Below are 18,648 nucleotides of genomic sequence, written 5' to 3' on the forward strand. Positions count from 1 at the left end.
AAAACCCGCAGCCGCGGGCGATGATCTTCAATCATGTCGGCCTCCAAATCACCGACACACTTGAATCAGACTCGTGAAATTTCCGAAATACCCGTTAACCCGAGTTCAGGGCCGTGGGACGTATATGGAAAAATCGGCCAGGATATTTCCCGCCGTTTTGTCTGTACTCCTGTCAGGCGGCAAACGTGTCCCATGCCCATAACAGCACCGCGTAACGCGCTGCCTTGCCGATCGTCACATAGATGAGGAAGACGGTGAAAGGCGTGCGCAACAGGCCGGCCACCAGCGTCAGCGGGTCGCCGACTATTGGCAGCCATGAGAACAACAGGATAGGCCGGCCATAACGCCCAAATAGCGCCTCCGCCCGTTTCCGGTTCAGGGGGCTGACCGGAAACCAGCGACTGTTTTCGAAACGAAGGAGAAAGCGGCCGAGCACGAAATTGACGATTGCGCCCAGCACATTGCCCGCCGTCGCGGCCAGAAAAAGGGCAATGAGTTGCGCATCCGGTTGCCTGGAGGCAAGGATCAATGCGGCTTCCGAGACGCCGACCAGCAACGTGGCCGAAAGGAAAGCGGCGCTGAAAACGCCGAAAAGCAGGCTTATGGTCAAGGCATCAGGTCCGGTCGGTGTGGCCGAGATCACGCGCAGGTTCGATCACGTCGCGGACACGCTGCTTCAATTCCTTCGGCCCCGGGAAACCGCCGTCACGCTTGCGCTCCCAGATCAGCGTCTCGCCGGCATGGATTTCAAAGTTGCCGCCGGTGCCGGGAATGAGGGCGACTTCGCCCAGGCTGTCGCCAAATGTGGAGAGCAGTTCCTGTGCCATCCAGGCAGCCCGCAGCAGCCAGTTGCACTGGGTGCAATAGAGAATAGCGATGCGCGGCTTATGAGACATGTCGGTTCCGTGATGGTTTGGGTTGGCGCGGACGTTATCCACCGACGGGCCGGGCCGCAACACCACACAATCAAGAATATCTCACGAAATTGTTAACTCAGTTTATCAGGTTTTAGCGGGGGCATCCCTTGATCGTCGTGATTTTCGCAGCAACAGAATGCTGCGTTGCAAAAATCAAGAGGAGCCAACATGACTGACCTTACATCGACGCGGCCGCCAGCGATGCTGCCTGCACTGCAGCGGTTCTACCTGCCGCTCGATACGACGGCCGAAACGCTGCTGCGGGTGGTTGCCGGCGTTCTGCTCGTCACCCACGGCTATGGCAAGATCATCAATCCCTTTGGCGCTGCCGGCATGGTGGAAAGCCTTGGGTTCTATCCCGGCGTCTTCTGGTCGCCGCTTCTGGCGGCTACGGAATTCTTCGGTGGCATCCTGATTGCAATCGGCCTGTTCACCCGCCCCGCATCTTTTGCCGCCATGATCGTTCTGCTTGTCACGGTCTATTTCCACGGCATCGTTAAGGGCGAAGGTCTGGCTGGCGCCGAAAAGTCGATCCTCTGGGCCGCGATCTTCTTTTTCTTTGCCATTCGCGGATCGAATTCCCAGTCCGTCGACGCCAAGATCGGCCGCCAGATTTGACAGCAAGCGCTGCGGCCGAAAGCTGGCTGCAGCGCTATTTCCCGATCTTCAGATTCAGCGGCTTGTAGGTGTCGATCTCGACGCGCTCCGCTGCGATGAGGTCCAGTGCCACCCCCTTCGCCGTCCCCGTGGCAGCGACAATATCGAACCCCTCGACATTGCAGTCGGTCTCGATCTTCGCCGTATTTCCCGCATTGACGGCCGATCCGCCCAGAACATCGAACGTGATGGTTTCATCCGGCAATGGCGTGTTGCCGGTCGCGGTGTTCTCAGGGTCGAATTGCGGCCGCAGCGTCAGCGAAATATCCGTCAGTTCTTCGCCGCTTTCCAGAACGGCAAAGTCATAGGCGCAATAGCCTTGCCCGCCGAACCAGGTGAATGTGTTGATCAGGGTGATGGCGAGGAATTGCGCGAGCATGTGAACCTTCCGAACGGTTGAACTCCAGCAAGGTAGGCGCTGCCACCCGCCGCCGCCATATCCATTTTCAGGTGGATCGCCCTGTGGGAGTGCTTTTCGCCCAATGTTGGATCCCAGACAGCAAAATGGCGGCCGGAGCCGCCATTTTCATTAGTGTCTTTATCAGACCGGAAGCGCTTACAGCGTGCGGGTAATGTGCTCGACGCGGAAGCACTCGATCGTGTCGCCGGCGCGGATGTCTTCGTAATTCTCGAAGGCCATACCGCATTCCTGGCCCATCGGCACTTCGGAGACTTCGTCCTTGAAGCGCTTGAGGGTCTTGAGCTTGCCTTCGTGGATAACGACGTTGTCGCGAACCAGACGCACCCCTGCACCACGTTCGACCTTGCCTTCGATGACGCGGCAACCCGCGACCTTGCCGGTCTTGGTGATGTTGAACACTTCCAGGATTTCGGCATTGCCGAGGAAGGTTTCGCGGCGTTCCGGCGAAAGAAGACCCGACATCGCTGCCTTCACGTCATCCACCAGATCGTAGATGATGTTGTAGTAGCGGATCTCGATACCGGCGCGCTCTGCGGCGGTGCGGGCCTGGGCGTTGGCACGAACGTTGAAGCCGATGATGGCCGCGTTCGAGGCTTCCGCCAGAGAGATGTCGGACTCGGTGATACCACCGGCACCCGAATGGACGATGCGGGCACGAACCTCGTCGGTTCCCAGCTTGTCGAGTGCGCCGGCAATGGCTTCGATCGAGCCCTGCACGTCGCCCTTGATGACCAGCGGGAATTCCTTGAGGCCGGTATTCTGCAGCGTCATCATCATCTGTTCCAGCGAACCACGCTGGCCGGATGCACGGGCAACAGCCTTGTCGCGGGTCAGGCGCTGACGATATTCCGAGATTTCGCGGGCTCGGCTTTCGTTTTCGACGACGGCGAACTTGTCACCTGCCAGCGGCGTGCCGGAAAGACCGAGAATCTCGACCGGCATCGACGGAGGCGCTTCCTTGACGTGTTCGCCCTTGTCGTTGACGAGGGCGCGGACACGGCCCCACTGATCGCCGGCGACGATGATCTGGCCAGGCTTCAATGTACCCTTCTGAACGAGAACGGTGGCAACTGCACCACGGCCGCGATCAAGCTGGGCTTCAACGACGGTACCTTCTGCCGTGCGGTCTGCATCGGCGCGCAGGTCGAGAATTTCGGCCTGCAGCAGGATGGCTTCGAGCAGCTTATCGATACCGAGACCGGTCTTGGCCGAGACTTCGACGTCGAGCACTTCACCGCCCATGGTTTCCACGAACACTTCATGCTGAAGCAGCTGGTTGCGCACCTTCTGCGGATCGGCTTCGTGCTTGTCGACCTTGTTGATCGCCACGATGATCGGAACGCCGGCAGCCTTTGCGTGGCTGATGGATTCGATCGTCTGCGGCATGACGCTGTCGTCGGCCGCAACCACGAGGATCGCAATGTCGGTCGCCTGGGCGCCACGGGCACGCATCGCCGTAAAGGCGGCGTGACCGGGGGTGTCGATGAAGGTGATCTTGTTGCCGTTCTGCTCGACCTGGTAGGCGCCGATATGCTGGGTGATGCCACCGGCTTCGCCCGAAACGACATGGGTCTTGCGGATGGCGTCGAGCAGCGAGGTCTTGCCGTGGTCGACGTGACCCATGATGGTCACGATCGGCGGACGCGGCTGCAAATCGCCATCGTCCTTGCCGTTGAACAGGCCTTCTTCGACGTCGGATTCCGAAACGCGCTTGACGGTATGGCCGAATTCGCCGGCGATGAGTTCTGCAAGGTCGGCGTCGATGACGTCGCCCGGCTTCATCATCTGGCCTTCCTTCATCAGATACTTGATCACATCGACGGCCCGTTCGGCCATACGCTGCGACAGTTCCTGAATGGTGATGGTTTCCGGCAGGATCACTTCGCGCATGACCTTTTCGCGGGTTTCCTGCATCTGGCTGCGCCGAAACTTTTCCTGCCGGCGGCGCATGGCAGCCATCGAGCGGCCGCGCGGATTGCCGTCGTCGTCGAGAGCGGCAGTCAGCGTCAGCTTGCCCTTGCGGCGTTCCTCTTCCGTCTTCGGACGGGCAGGGGCCTTGGCAGGTTCCGGGCGAACGACCTTGCCGCGAACCGGTGCGGTGGCGCCGCGGTTCGGACGGGCCTCTGTCTCTTCGCCTTCCGCCTTGCGGCGGGCGGCGAGTGCCGGGGTAATTGTCGAAGGTGTCGTTGCAGGCTTTGCGGCCTCGGCGCGCGCCTGATCTTCCGCCTTGCGGGCGGCAACGGCTGCTGCCTCCGCTTCGGCGGCAAGCGCTGCCTCTGCGGCTGCCTTTTCGGCGGCGCGTTCCGCAGGCGTCCGGGCTGCCTCCTCGGCGGCGAGACGGGCTGCTTCAGCCTGTTCGGCCTTCAGACGTTCGGCCTCGGCGGCCTGACGGAGTGCCTCATCGGCAGCGCGGCGCTTGGCGTCTTCGGCGTCGCGGATCTGGGCTTCGGCAAGCGCGCGGCGGCGTGCGTCGATCTCACCAGCGGAGAGCTGATTGAGAACCACACCGACCCGCGGCCGGTTGTTGTTGTCCTGGCGATTATCCTGCTGGCGCGGCTGCTGTTGCTGAGGAGCCGGACGCGCAGGCTGTTGCTGCTGCACGGGCGCCGGCCGCTGTGGTTCGACCACGCGCGCTACAGGGGCCACTGGTGCGGCTGCAATCGGCATGACCGGCTTTTCGTCTTCCGGCCGCATCGGCCGCCGCTTGCGCGTTTCGACCACGACTGCCTTCGTCCGGCCGCGACCCATGTCCTGGCGAACAGTTCCCTGGCTCACCCCGGAAGGCTTCAGGGTCAGCGTCTTCTTGGCTCCGCCGAATGTCTTGTCGTCGTTGTTGTCGGTCATTCCGTTCCGTTCCTAAGATCAGGGCCGGATGCGTATCACCAGACCCCGCCGTTCAATTTCTGTTTTGCAATCGCGGTTGTGCCGGCCTTCGCCGGTGACCCGCGTCATTGTGTCGGCAAGCCAGATTCGGCGCCAACGGCTCGAGCGGGGACGGTTCCCCGGTATCTTTCGAGCATGTTTGCGCGCTTCACTACACCCTCACCCGCCTGCCCTGCAAGCGCTGCGGCATGGATAAAAGCATTCTGGCCTAAAAGCCCTTCCATTTGCGCCTCGGTGAAGAAGCGAAAGGAGGGTATTTCCTGTCCGTCATCGACGACAAAGCTCATCGCCTTGCGCGCCTGGTCTATCTTGCGCACCCCGTCCGCTGCGGCATCCACCGCATGGAAGGTGGCGAGCGCAGCCAGTCCACGGACGGCCTGCTCGACTTTCGAAGCGCCGCTGATGAACTGCGCGGCTTTTCGCGCCAGGTTCATCATGCCGCCCAGTTGCATTGACAGGAGCCGGTCGACCTCATCGGCAAGCTCCGGTCCGGCCGTCACATCCGTCCGCTTCAGTCCGCGGGCAAACAACTTCTTGGCGATCGCCTTCTCGACGATAGCCCGTTCGGCGCTTACCCAGCAGCCCCGGCCCGGTAGCTGTTTCTTCAGGTCGGGTACCACCCGGCCATCAGGCCCAGCAACAAAGCGGATCAGCGTTTCCGGAGTTCCGCTCTGCCGTGTCACGATGCACATGCGGCCGTTCACTGCTTCACCATCGATGTCCCCGGCAGGGTCCTTGTCTTCAATCAACATGGCGATTTTCAAGCAGCATCAGCTTGGATCACGGTCAGCAACGCCTTATCAGGCGTCCTGTTCCGCGCCTTCCACGACTTCGAGCGCTTCTTCTTCACGCGCCAGATCTTCCTCGGTGATCCAGCCCGCAGCAAGACGCGCCTGCAGGACCATGCGTTCGGCATCGACACGGGAGATTTCGAGCTTGGAAAACAGGCCTTCAAACTTCTTCGTCTCGCCGTCCTTGCGTTCCGACCAACCGACGAGATCGTCAGCGGCGCAGCCCGCAAAGTCTTCCATCGTCTTGATGCCGTCTTCACCGAGCGCAACCAGCATCTGGCTGGTCATGCCGTTGATCGTGCGCAGTTCGTCGGACACGCCGAGAGCAATACGCTTGGCATCCAATTCGCCTTCAAGCCGATCGAGATATTCGCGAGCGCGGGTCTGCAGTTCGCTGGCAGTGTCCTCGTCGAAGCCTTCGATCGAAGCAATTTCGTCAACCTCGACATAGGCAAGTTCTTCGACAGCGGCAAAGCCTTCCGATGCCAGAACCTGGCCAACCATTTCGTCGACGTCAAGGGCTTCCATGAACAGCGCCGTGCGTTCGTTGAATTCCTTCTGGCGGCGCTCGGATTCTTCCGCTTCCGTCATGATGTCGATATCCCAGCCGGTCAGCTGCGATGCGAGGCGAACGTTCTGGCCGCGGCGGCCGATGGCCAGCGACAGCTGTTCATCCGGAACCACCACTTCGATGCGCTCTGCGTCTTCGTCAAGAACGACCTTGGTGACTTCAGCCGGCTGCAGCGCGTTGACGATGAACGATGCGGGGTTCTCGTTCCAAGGGATGATGTCGATCTTCTCGCCCTGCAATTCGCCGACAACGGCCTGAACGCGCGAGCCGCGCATACCGACGCAGGCACCGACCGGGTCGATCGACGAATCGTTGGAGATCACGGCGATCTTGGCGCGGGAACCCGGGTCACGGGCAACCGAACGGATCTGGATGATGCCGTCGTAGATTTCCGGAACTTCCATGGTGAACAGCTTCACCATGAACTGGGGATGGGTACGCGACAGAAAAATCTGCGGGCCACGCTGTTCGCGGCGCACGTCGTAGACATACGAGCGGACGCGGTCACCGTAGCGCATGTTTTCCCGTGGGATCATTTCGTCGCGGCGGATGATGCCTTCGCCACGGCCGAGATCGACGATGACGTTGCCATATTCGACGCGCTTGACCGTGCCGTTGACGATTTCGCCGATGCGATCCTTGAATTCGTCGAACTGGCGGTCACGCTCGGCTTCGCGAACCTTCTGGACGATGACCTGCTTGGCCGACTGGGCGGCGATACGGCCGAAATCCATCGGCGGCAGCGGGTCGGCGATGAAGTCGCCGAGAATGGCGTCCGGGTTGCGGTCGCGGGCCAGCTCCAGCGGGATCTGGGTCGCGTAATCCTCGGCAACCTCGACGACTTCGAGCAGGCGCTGAAGCCGGATTTCACCGGTCTTGGAATTGATGTCGGCGCGGATGTTGCTTTCCGAACCGTAGCGCGAGCGGGCGGCCTTCTGGATCGCGTCGGCCATGGCGGCCAGAACGATTTCGCGGTCGATCACTTTTTCGCGCGCGACGGCATCCGCGATCTGCAGAAGTTCGAGCCTGTTAGCACTCACTGCCATATTAAAGTCTCCGTCTGATTGCCGGGGCCTCACTTGAAGGCGTCCCGCGCCCATGAACTCAATTGATCGGCGAATCTTCGTCTTCGAAGTTTTCGTTGGCAGCCACACCATGTTCGGCTTGGGCTGCCTTCGCCTTCTTGTCTGCTGTCAGCGCATCGCGGATCAGGTCGTCCGTGAGGATCAGCCTGCCTTCGGCCAGCGCCGTAAAGGGAATGACCACGCTCGGTTCTTCGCCGGCTGCCGGCTGATCGCGCTCGATCGTGAAACCTTCGTCGTCGGCGGAAATGATCTTGCCGCGGAAACGCTTGCGGCTATCGACCAGCACCGACGTTTCGAACTTGATCAGGTGACCAGTCCACCGGGTGAAATCCGACTTTCGCACCATCGGCCGGTCGATGCCCGGCGACGATACTTCCAGATGATACTCCCGATCGACCGGATCTTCCACGTCGAGCACCGGCGAGATCGCCGTCGAGATCGCTTCGCAGTCTTCCACGGTCATCGTGCCGTCAAGCCGCTCGGCCATGATCTGCAACGTCGCGCCGTTCTGCGAGGACAGGCGCACGCGCACCAATTGGTAGCCCATCGGAACGAGGACAGGTTCGATGATGTCGGCGATGCGCCGGTCGATGCCGGTTTCTGTGACCAGGCGCGGTTCCTGTGTGTTTTCTGCCGTTGTCGTATCGGACAAACGATGTTCTCCCAAAACATCGGTAACAAAAAAGAGCGGGTCCTGACGGGCCCACTCTTCATCAACCGATCAAGAATTTGAGGGTCATATACGCTCGATTATCCGCAAATGCAAGATATCCCGCTCACCGAGGCGCAAAAGGCCAATGCAGGCTGTTAAGTGGTGAAATCCTGCCAGTGGCGGTGCTTTTGCTTGCCCGGCCGGTCATCTGGCTTAGATTGGGCGTCAAAGACGATTCAATCACGCACAGGGTAGGAAAGCGCGTTGCCGCATCGATTATCGCCATTGGCGCCGTTCAAGCATGATACGTTCCGGGTCATCTGGGTGGCAAGCCTTGCGTCCAACTTCGGTGGGCTGATCCAAGCCGTCGGCGCCGCTTGGATGATGACCTCCATTACCGATTCGGTGAACATGGTGGCGCTGGTGCAGGCCTCGACCTCGCTGCCGATCATGCTGTTCTCGCTGATCTCCGGCGCTCTTGCCGATAATTTCGACCGCCGCCGCATCATGCTGATCGGTCAGTGTTTCATGCTCTGCGTCTCGGCGCTTCTGACGCTCTGCGCCTATTTCGGCTTTATCACCCCCTGGCTGCTTCTGCTGTTCACCTTCCTGATCGGCTGCGGCACGGCGCTGAACAATCCATCCTGGCAGGCTTCGGTCGGGGACATGGTGCCGCGCGACGTACTGCCGGCAGCAGTTGCGCTGAACAGCATGGGGTTCAACATCACCCGCTCGGTCGGTCCCGCCATCGGTGGCGTGATCGTTGCTGCAGCGGGGGCAGCCGCCGCTTTTGCTGCCAACACGCTCAGCTATTTCGCTATCATCTATGCGCTCTTGCGCTGGCGCCGGGAGGAGACGCTGTCGACGTTGCCGCGCGAATCGATGGGCCGGGCGATTTCCGCCGGTCTGCGCTATGTCGCGATGTCGCCGAATATCGGCAAGGTGCTGGTGCGCGGCTTCTTTTTCGGTCTTTCGGCCAGCGCCATCCTCGCCCTTCTGCCTCTGGTCGCCCGTGATCTGGTCGCCGGCGGCCCTCTCACCTACGGCATCATGCTCGGTGCCTTCGGCCTCGGTGCCATCGGTGGTGCGCTGCTCAGCGCCCGGCTGCGCGAACATATGTCCAGCGAATGGGTCGTGCGCATCGCCTTTGCCGGTTTTGCCGTCAGCAGTCTGGTCACGGCGATCAGCCCCTATGGCTGGCTGACCAGCCTTGCACTTCTTCTGTCGGGTGCCGGCTGGGTGCTGGCGCTGTCGCTGTTCAATACGACCGTGCAGCTTTCGACGCCGCGCTGGGTGGTCGGGCGGGCTCTGTCGCTCTACCAGACCACCACCTTTGGCGGCATTGCGGCAGGCAGTTGGATGTGGGGGCAGGCGGCAGAGAACTATGGCCCGGCCATTGCCCTGATTGCCTCGGCCCTGCTGATGGTCGTCGGCGCCGCGATCGGGCTGAAACTGCCGCTGCCGGAGTTTCAGTCGCTCAATCTCGACCCGCTCAACCGCTTTTCGGAACCTCTGCTGAAGCTTGACCTCAAACCCCGCAGCGGCCCGATCGTGGTGATGATCGATTACGAGATCGCCGATGACGACGTGCCGGAATTCCTCACCGCCATGGCCGAGCGCCGCCGTATCCGGATCAGGGATGGCGCGGGGCAATGGGGGCTGATGCGCGATCTGGAAAATCCGACGGTCTGGACCGAGACCTATCACGTGCCGACCTGGGTGGAATATGTGCGCCACAACCAGCGCCGCACACAGGCCGACGCGGAGATCGGCGACAGGTTGACGGCACTGCATCGGGGCGCTGCTGCTCCTCGCGTTCACCGGATGATCGAGCGCCAGACGATCCTTCCTTACGAGTATGAGCGCTACAAGCAGCAGATGGACATGCACTGAACACTGCTCCTCAGTTGCAATCTCTCGATGGGCCGGCTTTGCAATGCGCAATGCCGGCCTTTTCGTTGCCCGTCGCGCGGGTGCCTCAAAAAACCGGGGAGGGCAGAATTTGGCTGTTTGATAATATTCATCCATATGGTTGACTATCGCGGATGTTTTATATATTCAACTATTAGGGTGAATAAATGGACGAAGATGATTTGTCACGGGTTCTCAAGGCCGCCGGCGATACGACCCGGCGACGCATCCTGACGCTGCTTGTTCAGGAGGGTGCATTGAGAGTGACGGCACTGGCCGCCCATTTCGACATGTCGCTGAATTCCGTCTCCAAGCACATCAAGGTGCTGGAGGAGGCAGGACTTGTCACCCGCCGGACCTTGGGCCGCGAACATTTTATCGCAGCCGAGCTCGTTCCGCTGAAGCTGACCGAGGATTGGTTCGCGCAATTGAAGTCGATCTGGGAACTGCGCCTTGCGGCGCTGGAAAACTTACTCGTTTCAAAGGATGAAGACAATGAATGAGCTTGAACTCACAGTCAGCCGCACAATCGCGGCATCGCGCCAAAAAGTGTTCGACGCCTGGCTTTCGCCGGTGACGCTGGCAAAATTCATGGCCCCGCCGTTCGGCAGTTCGCAGCCGAGCAAGGTCAAGAACGATCCGGTAAAGGGCGGCCGGTTTTCGATCGTCATGGTGACGCCCGAAAAGGAAATTCCGCATGCGGGCACCTATCTTGCGATCGATCCGCATTCCCATCTGTCGTTCACCTGGGAATCGCCATATTCGCTTGACGACAGCGTCGTGACCATCGATCTGGCCACGGTCGATGCCGGCACCACGGAAATCACCCTGAAACAGGTGAAGTTCAAAACCGAGGAAGCACGCCAAGGCCACGAACAGGGCTGGACGGCGATCCTCAACCTGCTCGAAACCAGCCTTGCCGCCGCCTGACCATTAAGCCGGGCGAAATCGAAAGCGGTTTCGCCCGCTCTACAATTTTCCCAACAGGTTCTTCTGGGGGAAACATGTCGGCTCGATGCCGTTCTTTGCCTGCCATGCGCCGATCGATCGGCGGGTCTTGTAGCCCGCTAAGCCATCGGCCTTGCCGATATCGTAACCCTGTTTTTCCAGCGCCTTCTGCATCTTCAGGACGTCCGAGCGCAGCATCTTGCCGACATCGCCGAACTCGCGCTTGAACGCGCCGCCCCCTGAGGCAATCCGGTCGGCAAGGTTGCCGATGAATAGCGCATAGAGGTCGGAATTGTTGTATTCCTTGATGACGTAGAAATTCGGCGTGACTATGAATTCGGGCCCATTGCGGCCGGCGGGGACCAGCATCATGCCTTCGGCCTTGGCTTCGCTGGCTGGAAATGCCTTGCCGGACGCCCGTTCGATGCCATCGGATGCCCACTTCGAAATCGGCTTGGCGAGATCCGGGCCTTCCTGCGCGCAGGTCACGTTAGCGGGGATATAGACCTCGAAACCCCAGTCGCGGCCCCGCTGCCAGCCTTTCTTCGACAGGTAGTTGGCGATCGAGGCGAGCGTGTCGGGCGTCGATTTCCAGATGTCGCGCCGTCCGTCGCCATCGAAATCGACGGCATATTTGAGGAAACTGGTTGGCAGGAACTGCGGCTGGCCCATGGCCCCGGCCCAGGAGCCGCGCATATCGGCCTCCTTCACGTCGCCGCTGTCGAGGATGTGAAGGGCGGCGATCAGTTCGCGCGTGAAAAGATCGCCACGCGTCGACATGAAGGCCTTGGTGGCAAGTACGTCCATGACCGGATGCGGGATCTTTGCCCGGCCAAAACCGGATTCGCGGCCCCAGATGGCAATGATGACCGGACCTGGAACGCCGTAGGTCTTCTCGATCCGCTTGAGCGTCGCGGCGTTCTCCTTGGCCAGGCTGCGGCCCGTTGCCGCCAGGCCCTGCAGCCGCTGTTCGGAGAAATAGGCGCCGGGTGAAGAGAATTCGGCCTGGCTCTGCTTCTGTTCGCCGGGCGGCTTGCTGCCCGGGGGCACCAGATCCGGCAGGTCCCAGTTGAGTTTCACATCGGCAAAGGCAGCCTTGAAGGCGCTAGCGGTAATGCCGGATTTCTGCGCCTGCGGCCAGAGGTCGGTTTGCAGCCATTGGCGGAATTGCGCTTCGGTCTCGGCCTTGGAGGCGGCAAGCGCGGGGATCGGAGCAAGGGCGATGAGGGCGGCTGCGATCAGCGACAGTATGCGCCGCGCCTTGCCCCCCTCTGTCGGCGACGCCGACATCTCCCCCACAAGGGGGGAGATTGACCGAAACTGCCTCACCCAGCTTACACAAGCTGAAAAGACAAAACGGGAGACGGAAGAGGCGAGGGAAAAGAATGATCTCCCCCCTTGAGGGGGAGATGTCACGCAGTGACAGAGGGGGGTAGGGTTCGGCATATTCAAACGCGTCCTCAAATCGCCGTCCTCGCCCTCAGTGCCGCCGTCAGCGTGCCTTCGTCCAGATAATCCAGTTCGCCACCCACCGGCACGCCATGCGCCAGCCGGGTGATCTTGACGCCGAGGCCGTCGAGCTGGTCGGTGATGTAGTGGGCCGTCGTCTGGCCCTCGACGGTGGCGTTGACGGCGATGATCAGTTCGCGCACGCCGCCTTTCGCCACCCGTTCGATGAGGCCCTTGATATTCAGATCGTCAGGCCCGACGCCATCGAGCGGCGACAAGGTGCCGCCGAGCACATGATAGGCCGTGTTCATGGCGCTTGCCCGCTCCAGCGCCCAGAGGTCGGAAACGTCCTCGACGACGATGATCACCGAATTGTCGCGCCGTTCGTCGGAACAGACGCTGCACGGATCGATCGTATCGACATTGCCGCAGCACGAGCAGATGCGGACCTTGCGGTGCGCTTCGCCCATGGCGTCGGCCAGAGGGCCAAGCAGCTGGTCCTTCTTCTTGACCAGGTGAAGGGCGGCGCGCCGGGCCGAACGCGGCCCGAGCCCGGGCACCTTTGCCAAGAGCTGGATGAGTTTTTCAATTTCAGGACCGGTGACTCGCTTTGCCATGCGGGGTTTCTACTCCATATCTCCACAGAACGGAATCGCTGAAAAGAAAGTGCCGCCCATGAAAATCCGCGCCGTCTGCACCGGCAACGCCGAAATGCTGCCCGGCAAATCCTACAAAACCGGCATCTTCAAGCATCCGGTCGATGCCGGAGTGATGATCGACCGCGAAGGGCTGATCGGCGACAAGATCTGCAACCGCAAACACCATGGCGGCGTCGATCAGGCGGTTTATGCGCTCGGTTCGGTCGATCTCGACTGGTGGTCGAAGGAGCTCGGCCGCGATCTGGAGCGGGGTATTTTCGGGGAAAATCTGGTGATCGAGGGCGCCGACAGCCGCAAAATCTCCGTCGGCGACCGGTTCGAGACGGAGACGGTCGAACTCGAGGTCACGTCGGCCCGCATCCCCTGCGCCACATTGGCTGTTCGCATGGACGACCCCAGTTTTGCAAAGCGCTTTGCCAGTGCCGGACGGCCGGGTTTTTACTGCCGCGTGCTGAAGGATGGTGTCGTCCAGGCTGGCGATGCCATCAACTATCACGCCTATTCCGGCTCTCCCGTTCTGATGCCGGAGCTGCTGCAAACCTATGGCAAGAACCTCTCTGACGAGGACCGCGCCCGCTATATCGCAGCGCCCATCCACCACAAGCTGAGAGCCAAGCTCAGCGGCTGATCGCGGAACAAATTCTCCAGAAGCCGCGTGCAGGGCCCACGCCTAGAAAGGCAGCTTCATGCCGGGCGGGATCGGCAGGCCGGCGGTCAGTTCGCGGGTCTTTTCGGCGGTGATGGCTTCGGCCTTGTCCTTGCCGTCCTTGTGAGCGGCAACGATCAGGTCCTCGAGGATTTCGACATCGTCTTCCTTGAACAGCGACGGGTCGATCTTCAGGCCCTTGAGGTTGCCCTTGCCGTCCATACGCACGGTGACAAGACCGCCGCCGGAGGCGCCGTCGACTTCGAGCGCAGAAATCTCTTCCTGCATCTTCTCCATCTTGGCCTGCATTTCCTTGACCTTGCCCATCATGCCCATGATGTCGCGCATCGTCATGTCCTCTTCTGAATGTCTCGATAATCTTAAACTAGTGCTCGATATCGTCGCCGGGAAGGATGTCGCCCTCTTCGGATTCGGCGGCGGCCACGGCCACCGGCTCGTTTTCCCCTTCCAGCTCCGGTCCCTTGATCCGCACGTCGGTGATCTTGGCGCCCGGGAACTTGGCGAGAATGGCAGCAACGTCCGGATCCTGGCGCGCGTCGCTGACGCGCTTTTCCTGCGCCTGCGTCTCGGCTTCGAGCAGTGTCGGGGCTCCGGGCTCTCGGCTGAGGATGACCATCCAGCGGATGCCGGTCCAGTCCTCAAGCTTCTTCTGCAGCTCGGCGACCAGTGTCTTCGGCGCATCCTCCGGCAGGTTGATTTCCAGCCGTCCGGGCTCAAGGTTCACCAGCCGCACGAAACCGCGCACCAGTGTCTTCAGTTTGATATCGCGGTTGGTGCCGCAAAGTTCGGCAAGGTCGCTGACCGAGCGCACCGGAACTTTAGGCTCAGCCTTGGCCACCGGTACTTCGAACGGCCGTTCCTCGATCTTTCCGACAGGCATGGCCGCAGACGGTGCCACGTCCGGCACGGCGCGCAGCATGGTCGCGCCATTTCCGGTCGCCCGCTGGGCCGGCGGCATGTCGTTGCCGCGCGCCTGGACGGATCCACCCATGGAGGCCTGCGCGCCACCGCCATTGCCACCGTTCGGGACGGACGGCTGGCGCGGCGCGTCGCCGCTGGAGAGTTCGAGCAAACGCCGGGCGGCATCTTCGGGGGAGGGAAGGTGAGCGGCATGGGCAAGGCGGATCAGCACCATTTCGGCTGCACCGGCCGGGCGCGAGGAGCTTTCCGTTTCCGGAATGCCCTTCAAAAGCATCTGCCAGATGCGCGACAGCGTCGTCACGGCAATGCTGGACGAAAATTCGGCGCCACGGGTGCGCTCGATTTCGCTCAGAGACTGGTCGTTGGAGGCATCCGGCACGTATTTCAGCCGGGTGACGAGATGGGTGAAATCGGCAAGATCGGTCAGCACCACCGATGGGCTGGCGCCGGCCTCGTATTGACCGGCGAACTCGTCGAGGGCCGCGGCTACGTCGCCTTTGACGATGTGCTGGAACAGATCGACGATGCGGGCGCGATCGGCAAGGCCGAGCATCGAGCGCACGGCTTCGACTTCGACCACGCCGCCGCCATGGGCGATCGCCTGGTCGAGCAGCGACAGGCCGTCCCGTGCCGAGCCTTCGGCCGCGCGCGCGATCATCGCCATGGCATCCGGATCGGCCGAGATGCCTTCCTTGCCGAGAATGGTGGTGAACAGGCCGACCAGATCGGACGCGCCGATGCGGCGCAGGTCGAAGCGCTGGCAGCGCGACAGCACCGTGATCGGAACCTTGCGGATTTCAGTGGTGGCGAAGATGAACTTCACATGTTCCGGCGGCTCTTCGAGCGTCTTCAACAGGCCGTTGAAGGCCTGGGTCGAGAGCATGTGCACTTCGTCGATGATATAGACTTTATAGCGGGCCGACACCGGACGGTAGCGCACCTGCTCGATGATCTCGCGGATGTCATCGATACCGGTATGCGAGGCGGCGTCCATCTCGATCACATCGACATGGCGGCCTTCCATGATCGCCTGGCAATGTTCACCGGGAATGCGAAGGTCGATCGTCGGCTTGTCGATCTCGGCTGTCTTGTAATTCAGCGCGCGGGCGAGAATGCGGGCGGTGGTGGTCTTGCCGACTCCGCGAACGCCGGTCAGCATATAGGCCTGGGCGATACGGCCGGTCTCGAACGCATTGGTGAGCGTACGCACCATCGGTTCCTGGCCAACCATCAGGTCGGAGAAATCCTTCGGCCGGTATTTGCGCGCAAGCACGCGGTAGGCGGCGGGTTTTTCGGATGTCGGGATCAGACTATCTTCGCTCATCGCCCTTTTTTCCCCAAGACGGGGCCGCTTGGCTGCAAATCATGTCCGGAAAGGACAGAAGGAAAAGGGTGGGAGGCTGGCACGATGACCCGTGCCTGGCTCGTTGGGGCTGCTTCCTTCCGGACCTGACCCGGTTGGCGAGTGGCTCGTCCACCACCAACCTCCCGGCTCTCATATCGGCAATATCGAAACCAAATGCAAGCCACGCCTTTAAAAAACTGCTATCGTTGTTGAAACAAAACAAAAATCACTGTTTCCGGGGAGATCCGCTTGCCTGCCTTCGAGATTGATGAACGCCTTCAACGTGATGGATTGCTGATCTCCACGCTCGGCCTTTGCCAGCTTCGGATCAACAATGACCGCCGCTGGCCGTGGCTTGTGCTGATCCCGCAGCGCAATGGCGTGTCGGAAGTCTTCGATCTGACGCCTCTCGACCAGGCCATGCTGACATTCGAAACCAACATGGTGGCGGCCGCATTGAAAAAAGCGACAGGGGCGACGAAGATCAATGTGGGTGCTCTTGGCAATATCGTCCGCCAGCTTCATGTTCATGTCATCGCCCGCAGCGAGGGTGATGCCAACTGGCCGGGGCCGGTCTGGGGTTTTGGTTCCGCCGAGCCCTGGGACGACGACGCGCGCAAGGCATTCGCAGCACGGATAGTGGAAAATCTCTGACCATGACGAAATCGATCTTCGACCTGCACAGCCCGCATCCCGAGCCGAGCACGCTCGTCGCCTTTTCCGAAAACCACCTGGACAGACAGTCGGAACATCGTCCCGACGATTGCGTCGAAGTCGCTTTCCGCAAGGAAGGCGCGCATGTCTTCGCTTTCTCCGGCGGCAAGCTGGTGGTCAAGCATGACGAGAAAATCATCGACCCGTTGTTTGCGCCTTATGAGCTGGCCGGCCTCGAACCGTTGCTCGACGACGTCATCCTGCTCGGCTTTCTGACGAATGGCGAACCACGCCTGGCTGTCCCCATCGGCATGACCGAGGAAACGTTGCCGGAACCGTTCAAACTGGCCGATGGCCGCACGCTCTATCGCCAGCAGATGTTGACGGACGAACTGCTCGGCCAGTTTGCGCAGGCCTCCAGCCTGATCTCCTGGAACGCCACCAACCGCTTTTGCGGCAAATGCGGTTCAGTCATGGAAAGCAAAGGCGGCGGCTACCGTCGCATCTGCTCAGCCTGCGGCCACATGGTCTTTCCGCGCACCGATCCCGTCGTCATCATGCTGACGATCGATCTGGATCGCGACCTCTGCCTGCTCGGCCGCAGCCCGCATTTCCCCGAAGGCATGTATTCCTGTCTCGCAGGCTTCGTCGAACCGGGCGAAACCATGGAAAATGCCGTCCGGCGTGAAACGCTCGAGGAATCCGGCATCCGCGTCGGCCGCGTCCGTTATCATGCCTCGCAGCCCTGGCCGATGCCGCACACGCTGATGATCGGCTGCTATGCGGAGGCGAAGTCCCGGGACATTCATCGCGACGAGCAGGAGCTGGAAGATTGCCGGTGGTTCACCCGCGAGGAAACCGCAGCGATGCTGGCGCGCAACACCGGCGTGACGCTGGCTGCCGGTGAACTCGGGCCGCCACCCAAGGGTGCCATCGCCCATCAGCTGATGCGTGACTGGCTGGACTGGACAAAATAGACGAAATCGGCGCTCGCTAAAGCGGACGCCGATCGATGCCAGCCGATCGCCGGTTCAGAAATTGCGCTGCAGGCGAATGGTGCCACCGATGGCGCTGCCATTGCCGCGCAGGCCATCGAACTCCGTGTAGTTGATTTCGGGCTGGAACTTCAGCATGTCGGTGACCATGTATTCGACATTGAGGGCGGCGGCGAATGTGCCGTCCTCCTCGTAGGCGGCCTGGGCGTTGAGAGACGTCTTCTCATTGACCTTGATGGCAAACCCGCCCCACGCGGCCCAGTCGCCGAGCCACGGGCCGTAATAATTCCGCCGCCGCGTGCCGCCTGGACCGTCGTCATTGTCCCAATCCGACTGGTAACCGCCCATAACCCAGGCAGAAAACACGTCGTTGAAGGCGGCGTCGATACGGATCTTGCCGCCGAAAGCCTCGGCGTTGGTGTCATAACCGCCAATAAAGGCAATACCCGTGCCTTCTTCCTGATAGTACCTCAAGCCGCCGATCACATGCGGAAAGTCGTTGCCGTGATAGGAGACTGACGGCACCGGCGCAAACCCGGTATCGTAGTTTCCCGCACCTTCTTCAAGGCCAATCAAAGCCGAAAATCCGACATCGCCGCCATAGACGTAGCTGACCTGGCTGGTCCGGTCGCCGGTATAGTCGATGACGTCGTCGTTGATGATGTTGCCGGCCGAGTTGAGCCACGTGTCGTAGCGAGAATCGGCATAACCGGCACGAAAGCCGGCGATCTCGATATAGGCGGCATTGAGATAGGTGTCGGTATCGGTGATGTTGTTCACATCGCTGCGCAATTCAATGAAGCTGCGCAGTGCTCCATACTCCGTGTCCGACCGGGCATCGAGCGTAATGGTGCCGCGGGTAAACGCATCCCAGCCGTTGCTTTCGCCCGAATAGGGGCTCTCGCCATAGTTTGAATCGAACCGGACATAACCGCCGATCTTCAGGCAGGTTTCGGTTCCGGGAATATAGAAGTAGCCCTTTCCGAACGCATCGCAGACGCGAACATATTCCATTGGCTCAGGTTCGGCAGCGACGATCGCATCGGCGGCGCGCACCCCGGTGGAGACCATCAAGGCGGCGGTGGAGCAGAGAAAGAGCGTTCTGATTGCCATGTATCGACC

Annotated in this window: 19 protein-coding genes and 1 other RNA gene; 7 read left to right on the forward strand and 13 right to left on the reverse strand. The window is 61.0% G+C overall.

Features of this window, described 5'->3' with window-relative positions; all coding sequences use genetic code 11:
* Positions 1-172 precede the first annotated feature (172 nt).
* Both ACP7BS_RS26770 and ACP7BS_RS26775 read right to left on the reverse strand, forming a co-directional pair.
* On the reverse strand, positions 173-553 hold the full coding sequence (locus ACP7BS_RS26770) for a YqaA family protein (protein ID WP_426240587.1): 381 nt from the start codon (positions 551-553) through the stop codon (positions 173-175).
* A gap of 61 nt (positions 554-614) precedes the next feature.
* Positions 615-896: a SelT/SelW/SelH family protein gene (locus ACP7BS_RS26775; RefSeq protein ID WP_426240521.1), complete on the reverse strand. Its 282-nt coding sequence runs from the start codon at positions 894-896 to the stop codon at positions 615-617.
* A gap of 189 nt (positions 897-1,085) precedes the next feature.
* Here ACP7BS_RS26775 and ACP7BS_RS26780 point away from each other — a divergent pair, with 189 nt between their 5' ends.
* A complete protein-coding gene (locus ACP7BS_RS26780) occupies positions 1,086-1,535 on the forward strand; it encodes a DoxX family protein (protein ID WP_426230967.1) in 450 nt (149 codons plus the stop codon).
* A gap of 34 nt (positions 1,536-1,569) precedes the next feature.
* Here the strand turns inward: ACP7BS_RS26780 and ACP7BS_RS26785 are convergent, their stop codons facing one another.
* From ACP7BS_RS26785 to rimP, 5 genes are all read right to left on the reverse strand, one after another.
* The gene (locus ACP7BS_RS26785) at positions 1,570-1,953 is read right to left on the reverse strand and encodes a hypothetical protein (protein ID WP_426240522.1); all 384 of its coding nucleotides are present in this window, start codon (positions 1,951-1,953) and stop codon (positions 1,570-1,572) included.
* Positions 1,954-2,130: 177 nt separating this feature from the next.
* Positions 2,131-4,839, reverse strand: a complete 2,709-nt coding sequence (infB, locus tag ACP7BS_RS26790) for a translation initiation factor IF-2 (RefSeq protein ID WP_426240523.1) — start codon at positions 4,837-4,839, stop codon at positions 2,131-2,133.
* A gap of 104 nt (positions 4,840-4,943) precedes the next feature.
* Complete coding sequence (locus tag ACP7BS_RS26795) at positions 4,944-5,630, reverse strand: RNA-binding protein (RefSeq protein ID WP_426230970.1); 687 nt, start codon at positions 5,628-5,630, stop codon at positions 4,944-4,946.
* 48 nt (positions 5,631-5,678) lie between these two features.
* Complete coding sequence (gene nusA / locus ACP7BS_RS26800) at positions 5,679-7,286, reverse strand: transcription termination factor NusA (RefSeq protein ID WP_426230971.1); 1,608 nt, start codon at positions 7,284-7,286, stop codon at positions 5,679-5,681.
* Between the two features lie 58 nt (positions 7,287-7,344).
* Positions 7,345-7,977, reverse strand: a complete 633-nt coding sequence (rimP, locus tag ACP7BS_RS26805) for a ribosome maturation factor RimP (RefSeq protein WP_426230972.1) — start codon at positions 7,975-7,977, stop codon at positions 7,345-7,347.
* A gap of 264 nt (positions 7,978-8,241) precedes the next feature.
* Between rimP and ACP7BS_RS26810 the strand changes: the two genes are divergently transcribed.
* From ACP7BS_RS26810 to ACP7BS_RS26820, 3 genes are all read left to right on the forward strand, one after another.
* On the forward strand, positions 8,242-9,870 hold the full coding sequence (locus tag ACP7BS_RS26810; protein WP_426240524.1) for an MFS transporter: 1,629 nt from the start codon (positions 8,242-8,244) through the stop codon (positions 9,868-9,870).
* A 185-nt stretch (positions 9,871-10,055) separates the two neighbouring features.
* Complete coding sequence (locus ACP7BS_RS26815; RefSeq protein ID WP_426240526.1) at positions 10,056-10,391, forward strand: ArsR/SmtB family transcription factor; 336 nt, start codon at positions 10,056-10,058, stop codon at positions 10,389-10,391.
* The gene (locus tag ACP7BS_RS26820) at positions 10,384-10,818 is read left to right on the forward strand and encodes an SRPBCC family protein (protein ID WP_426240527.1); all 435 of its coding nucleotides are present in this window, start codon (positions 10,384-10,386) and stop codon (positions 10,816-10,818) included. The genes ACP7BS_RS26815 and ACP7BS_RS26820 overlap by 8 nt, the downstream gene beginning before the upstream one ends.
* A 39-nt stretch (positions 10,819-10,857) precedes the next feature.
* Here ACP7BS_RS26820 and ACP7BS_RS26825 read toward each other — a convergent pair whose 3' ends face one another.
* Both ACP7BS_RS26825 and recR read right to left on the reverse strand, forming a co-directional pair.
* The gene (locus ACP7BS_RS26825; protein ID WP_426240528.1) at positions 10,858-12,126 is read right to left on the reverse strand and encodes a lytic murein transglycosylase; all 1,269 of its coding nucleotides are present in this window, start codon (positions 12,124-12,126) and stop codon (positions 10,858-10,860) included.
* 170 nt (positions 12,127-12,296) lie between these two features.
* On the reverse strand, positions 12,297-12,902 hold the full coding sequence (gene recR / locus ACP7BS_RS26830) for a recombination mediator RecR (protein WP_426230976.1): 606 nt from the start codon (positions 12,900-12,902) through the stop codon (positions 12,297-12,299).
* 58 nt (positions 12,903-12,960) lie between these two features.
* Here recR and ACP7BS_RS26835 point away from each other — a divergent pair, with 58 nt between their 5' ends.
* Entirely contained in the window at positions 12,961-13,572 is a 612-nt protein-coding gene (locus tag ACP7BS_RS26835; RefSeq protein ID WP_426240529.1) for an MOSC domain-containing protein, read from the forward strand.
* A gap of 42 nt (positions 13,573-13,614) precedes the next feature.
* On the opposite strand, the gene ACP7BS_RS26840 is transcribed toward ACP7BS_RS26835, so the two are convergent.
* The 3 genes from ACP7BS_RS26840 to ffs all read right to left on the reverse strand — a co-directional run bounded on the left by ACP7BS_RS26840 (position 13,615) and on the right by ffs (position 16,021).
* Positions 13,615-13,938, reverse strand: coding sequence for a YbaB/EbfC family nucleoid-associated protein (locus tag ACP7BS_RS26840; protein ID WP_113313667.1), 324 nt, complete (start codon positions 13,936-13,938; stop codon positions 13,615-13,617).
* A 37-nt stretch (positions 13,939-13,975) separates the two neighbouring features.
* Positions 13,976-15,856: a DNA polymerase III subunit gamma/tau gene (locus ACP7BS_RS26845; RefSeq protein WP_426240530.1), complete on the reverse strand. Its 1,881-nt coding sequence runs from the start codon at positions 15,854-15,856 to the stop codon at positions 13,976-13,978.
* Positions 15,857-15,924: 68 nt separating this feature from the next.
* An RNA gene (gene ffs, locus ACP7BS_RS26850) (signal recognition particle sRNA small type) lies at positions 15,925-16,021 on the reverse strand.
* 105 nt (positions 16,022-16,126) lie between these two features.
* Between ffs and ACP7BS_RS26855 the strand changes: the two genes are divergently transcribed.
* Together ACP7BS_RS26855 and nudC are read left to right on the forward strand one after the other, a co-directional pair.
* Positions 16,127-16,531 (forward strand): HIT family protein, encoded by a 405-nt coding sequence (locus tag ACP7BS_RS26855; RefSeq protein WP_426240531.1) that lies wholly within the window; start codon positions 16,127-16,129, stop codon positions 16,529-16,531.
* A gap of 2 nt (positions 16,532-16,533) precedes the next feature.
* The gene (gene nudC / locus ACP7BS_RS26860; protein WP_426240532.1) at positions 16,534-17,508 is read left to right on the forward strand and encodes an NAD(+) diphosphatase; all 975 of its coding nucleotides are present in this window, start codon (positions 16,534-16,536) and stop codon (positions 17,506-17,508) included.
* Between the two features lie 54 nt (positions 17,509-17,562).
* Here nudC and ACP7BS_RS26865 read toward each other — a convergent pair whose 3' ends face one another.
* On the reverse strand, positions 17,563-18,639 hold the full coding sequence (locus ACP7BS_RS26865) for a porin (protein ID WP_426240533.1): 1,077 nt from the start codon (positions 18,637-18,639) through the stop codon (positions 17,563-17,565).
* Between the last annotated feature and the right edge of the window lie 9 nt (positions 18,640-18,648).

It is taken from the genome of Pararhizobium sp. DWP1-1-3 (assembly GCF_049896125.1).
Lineage (GTDB): Bacteria > Pseudomonadota > Alphaproteobacteria > Rhizobiales > Rhizobiaceae > Pararhizobium.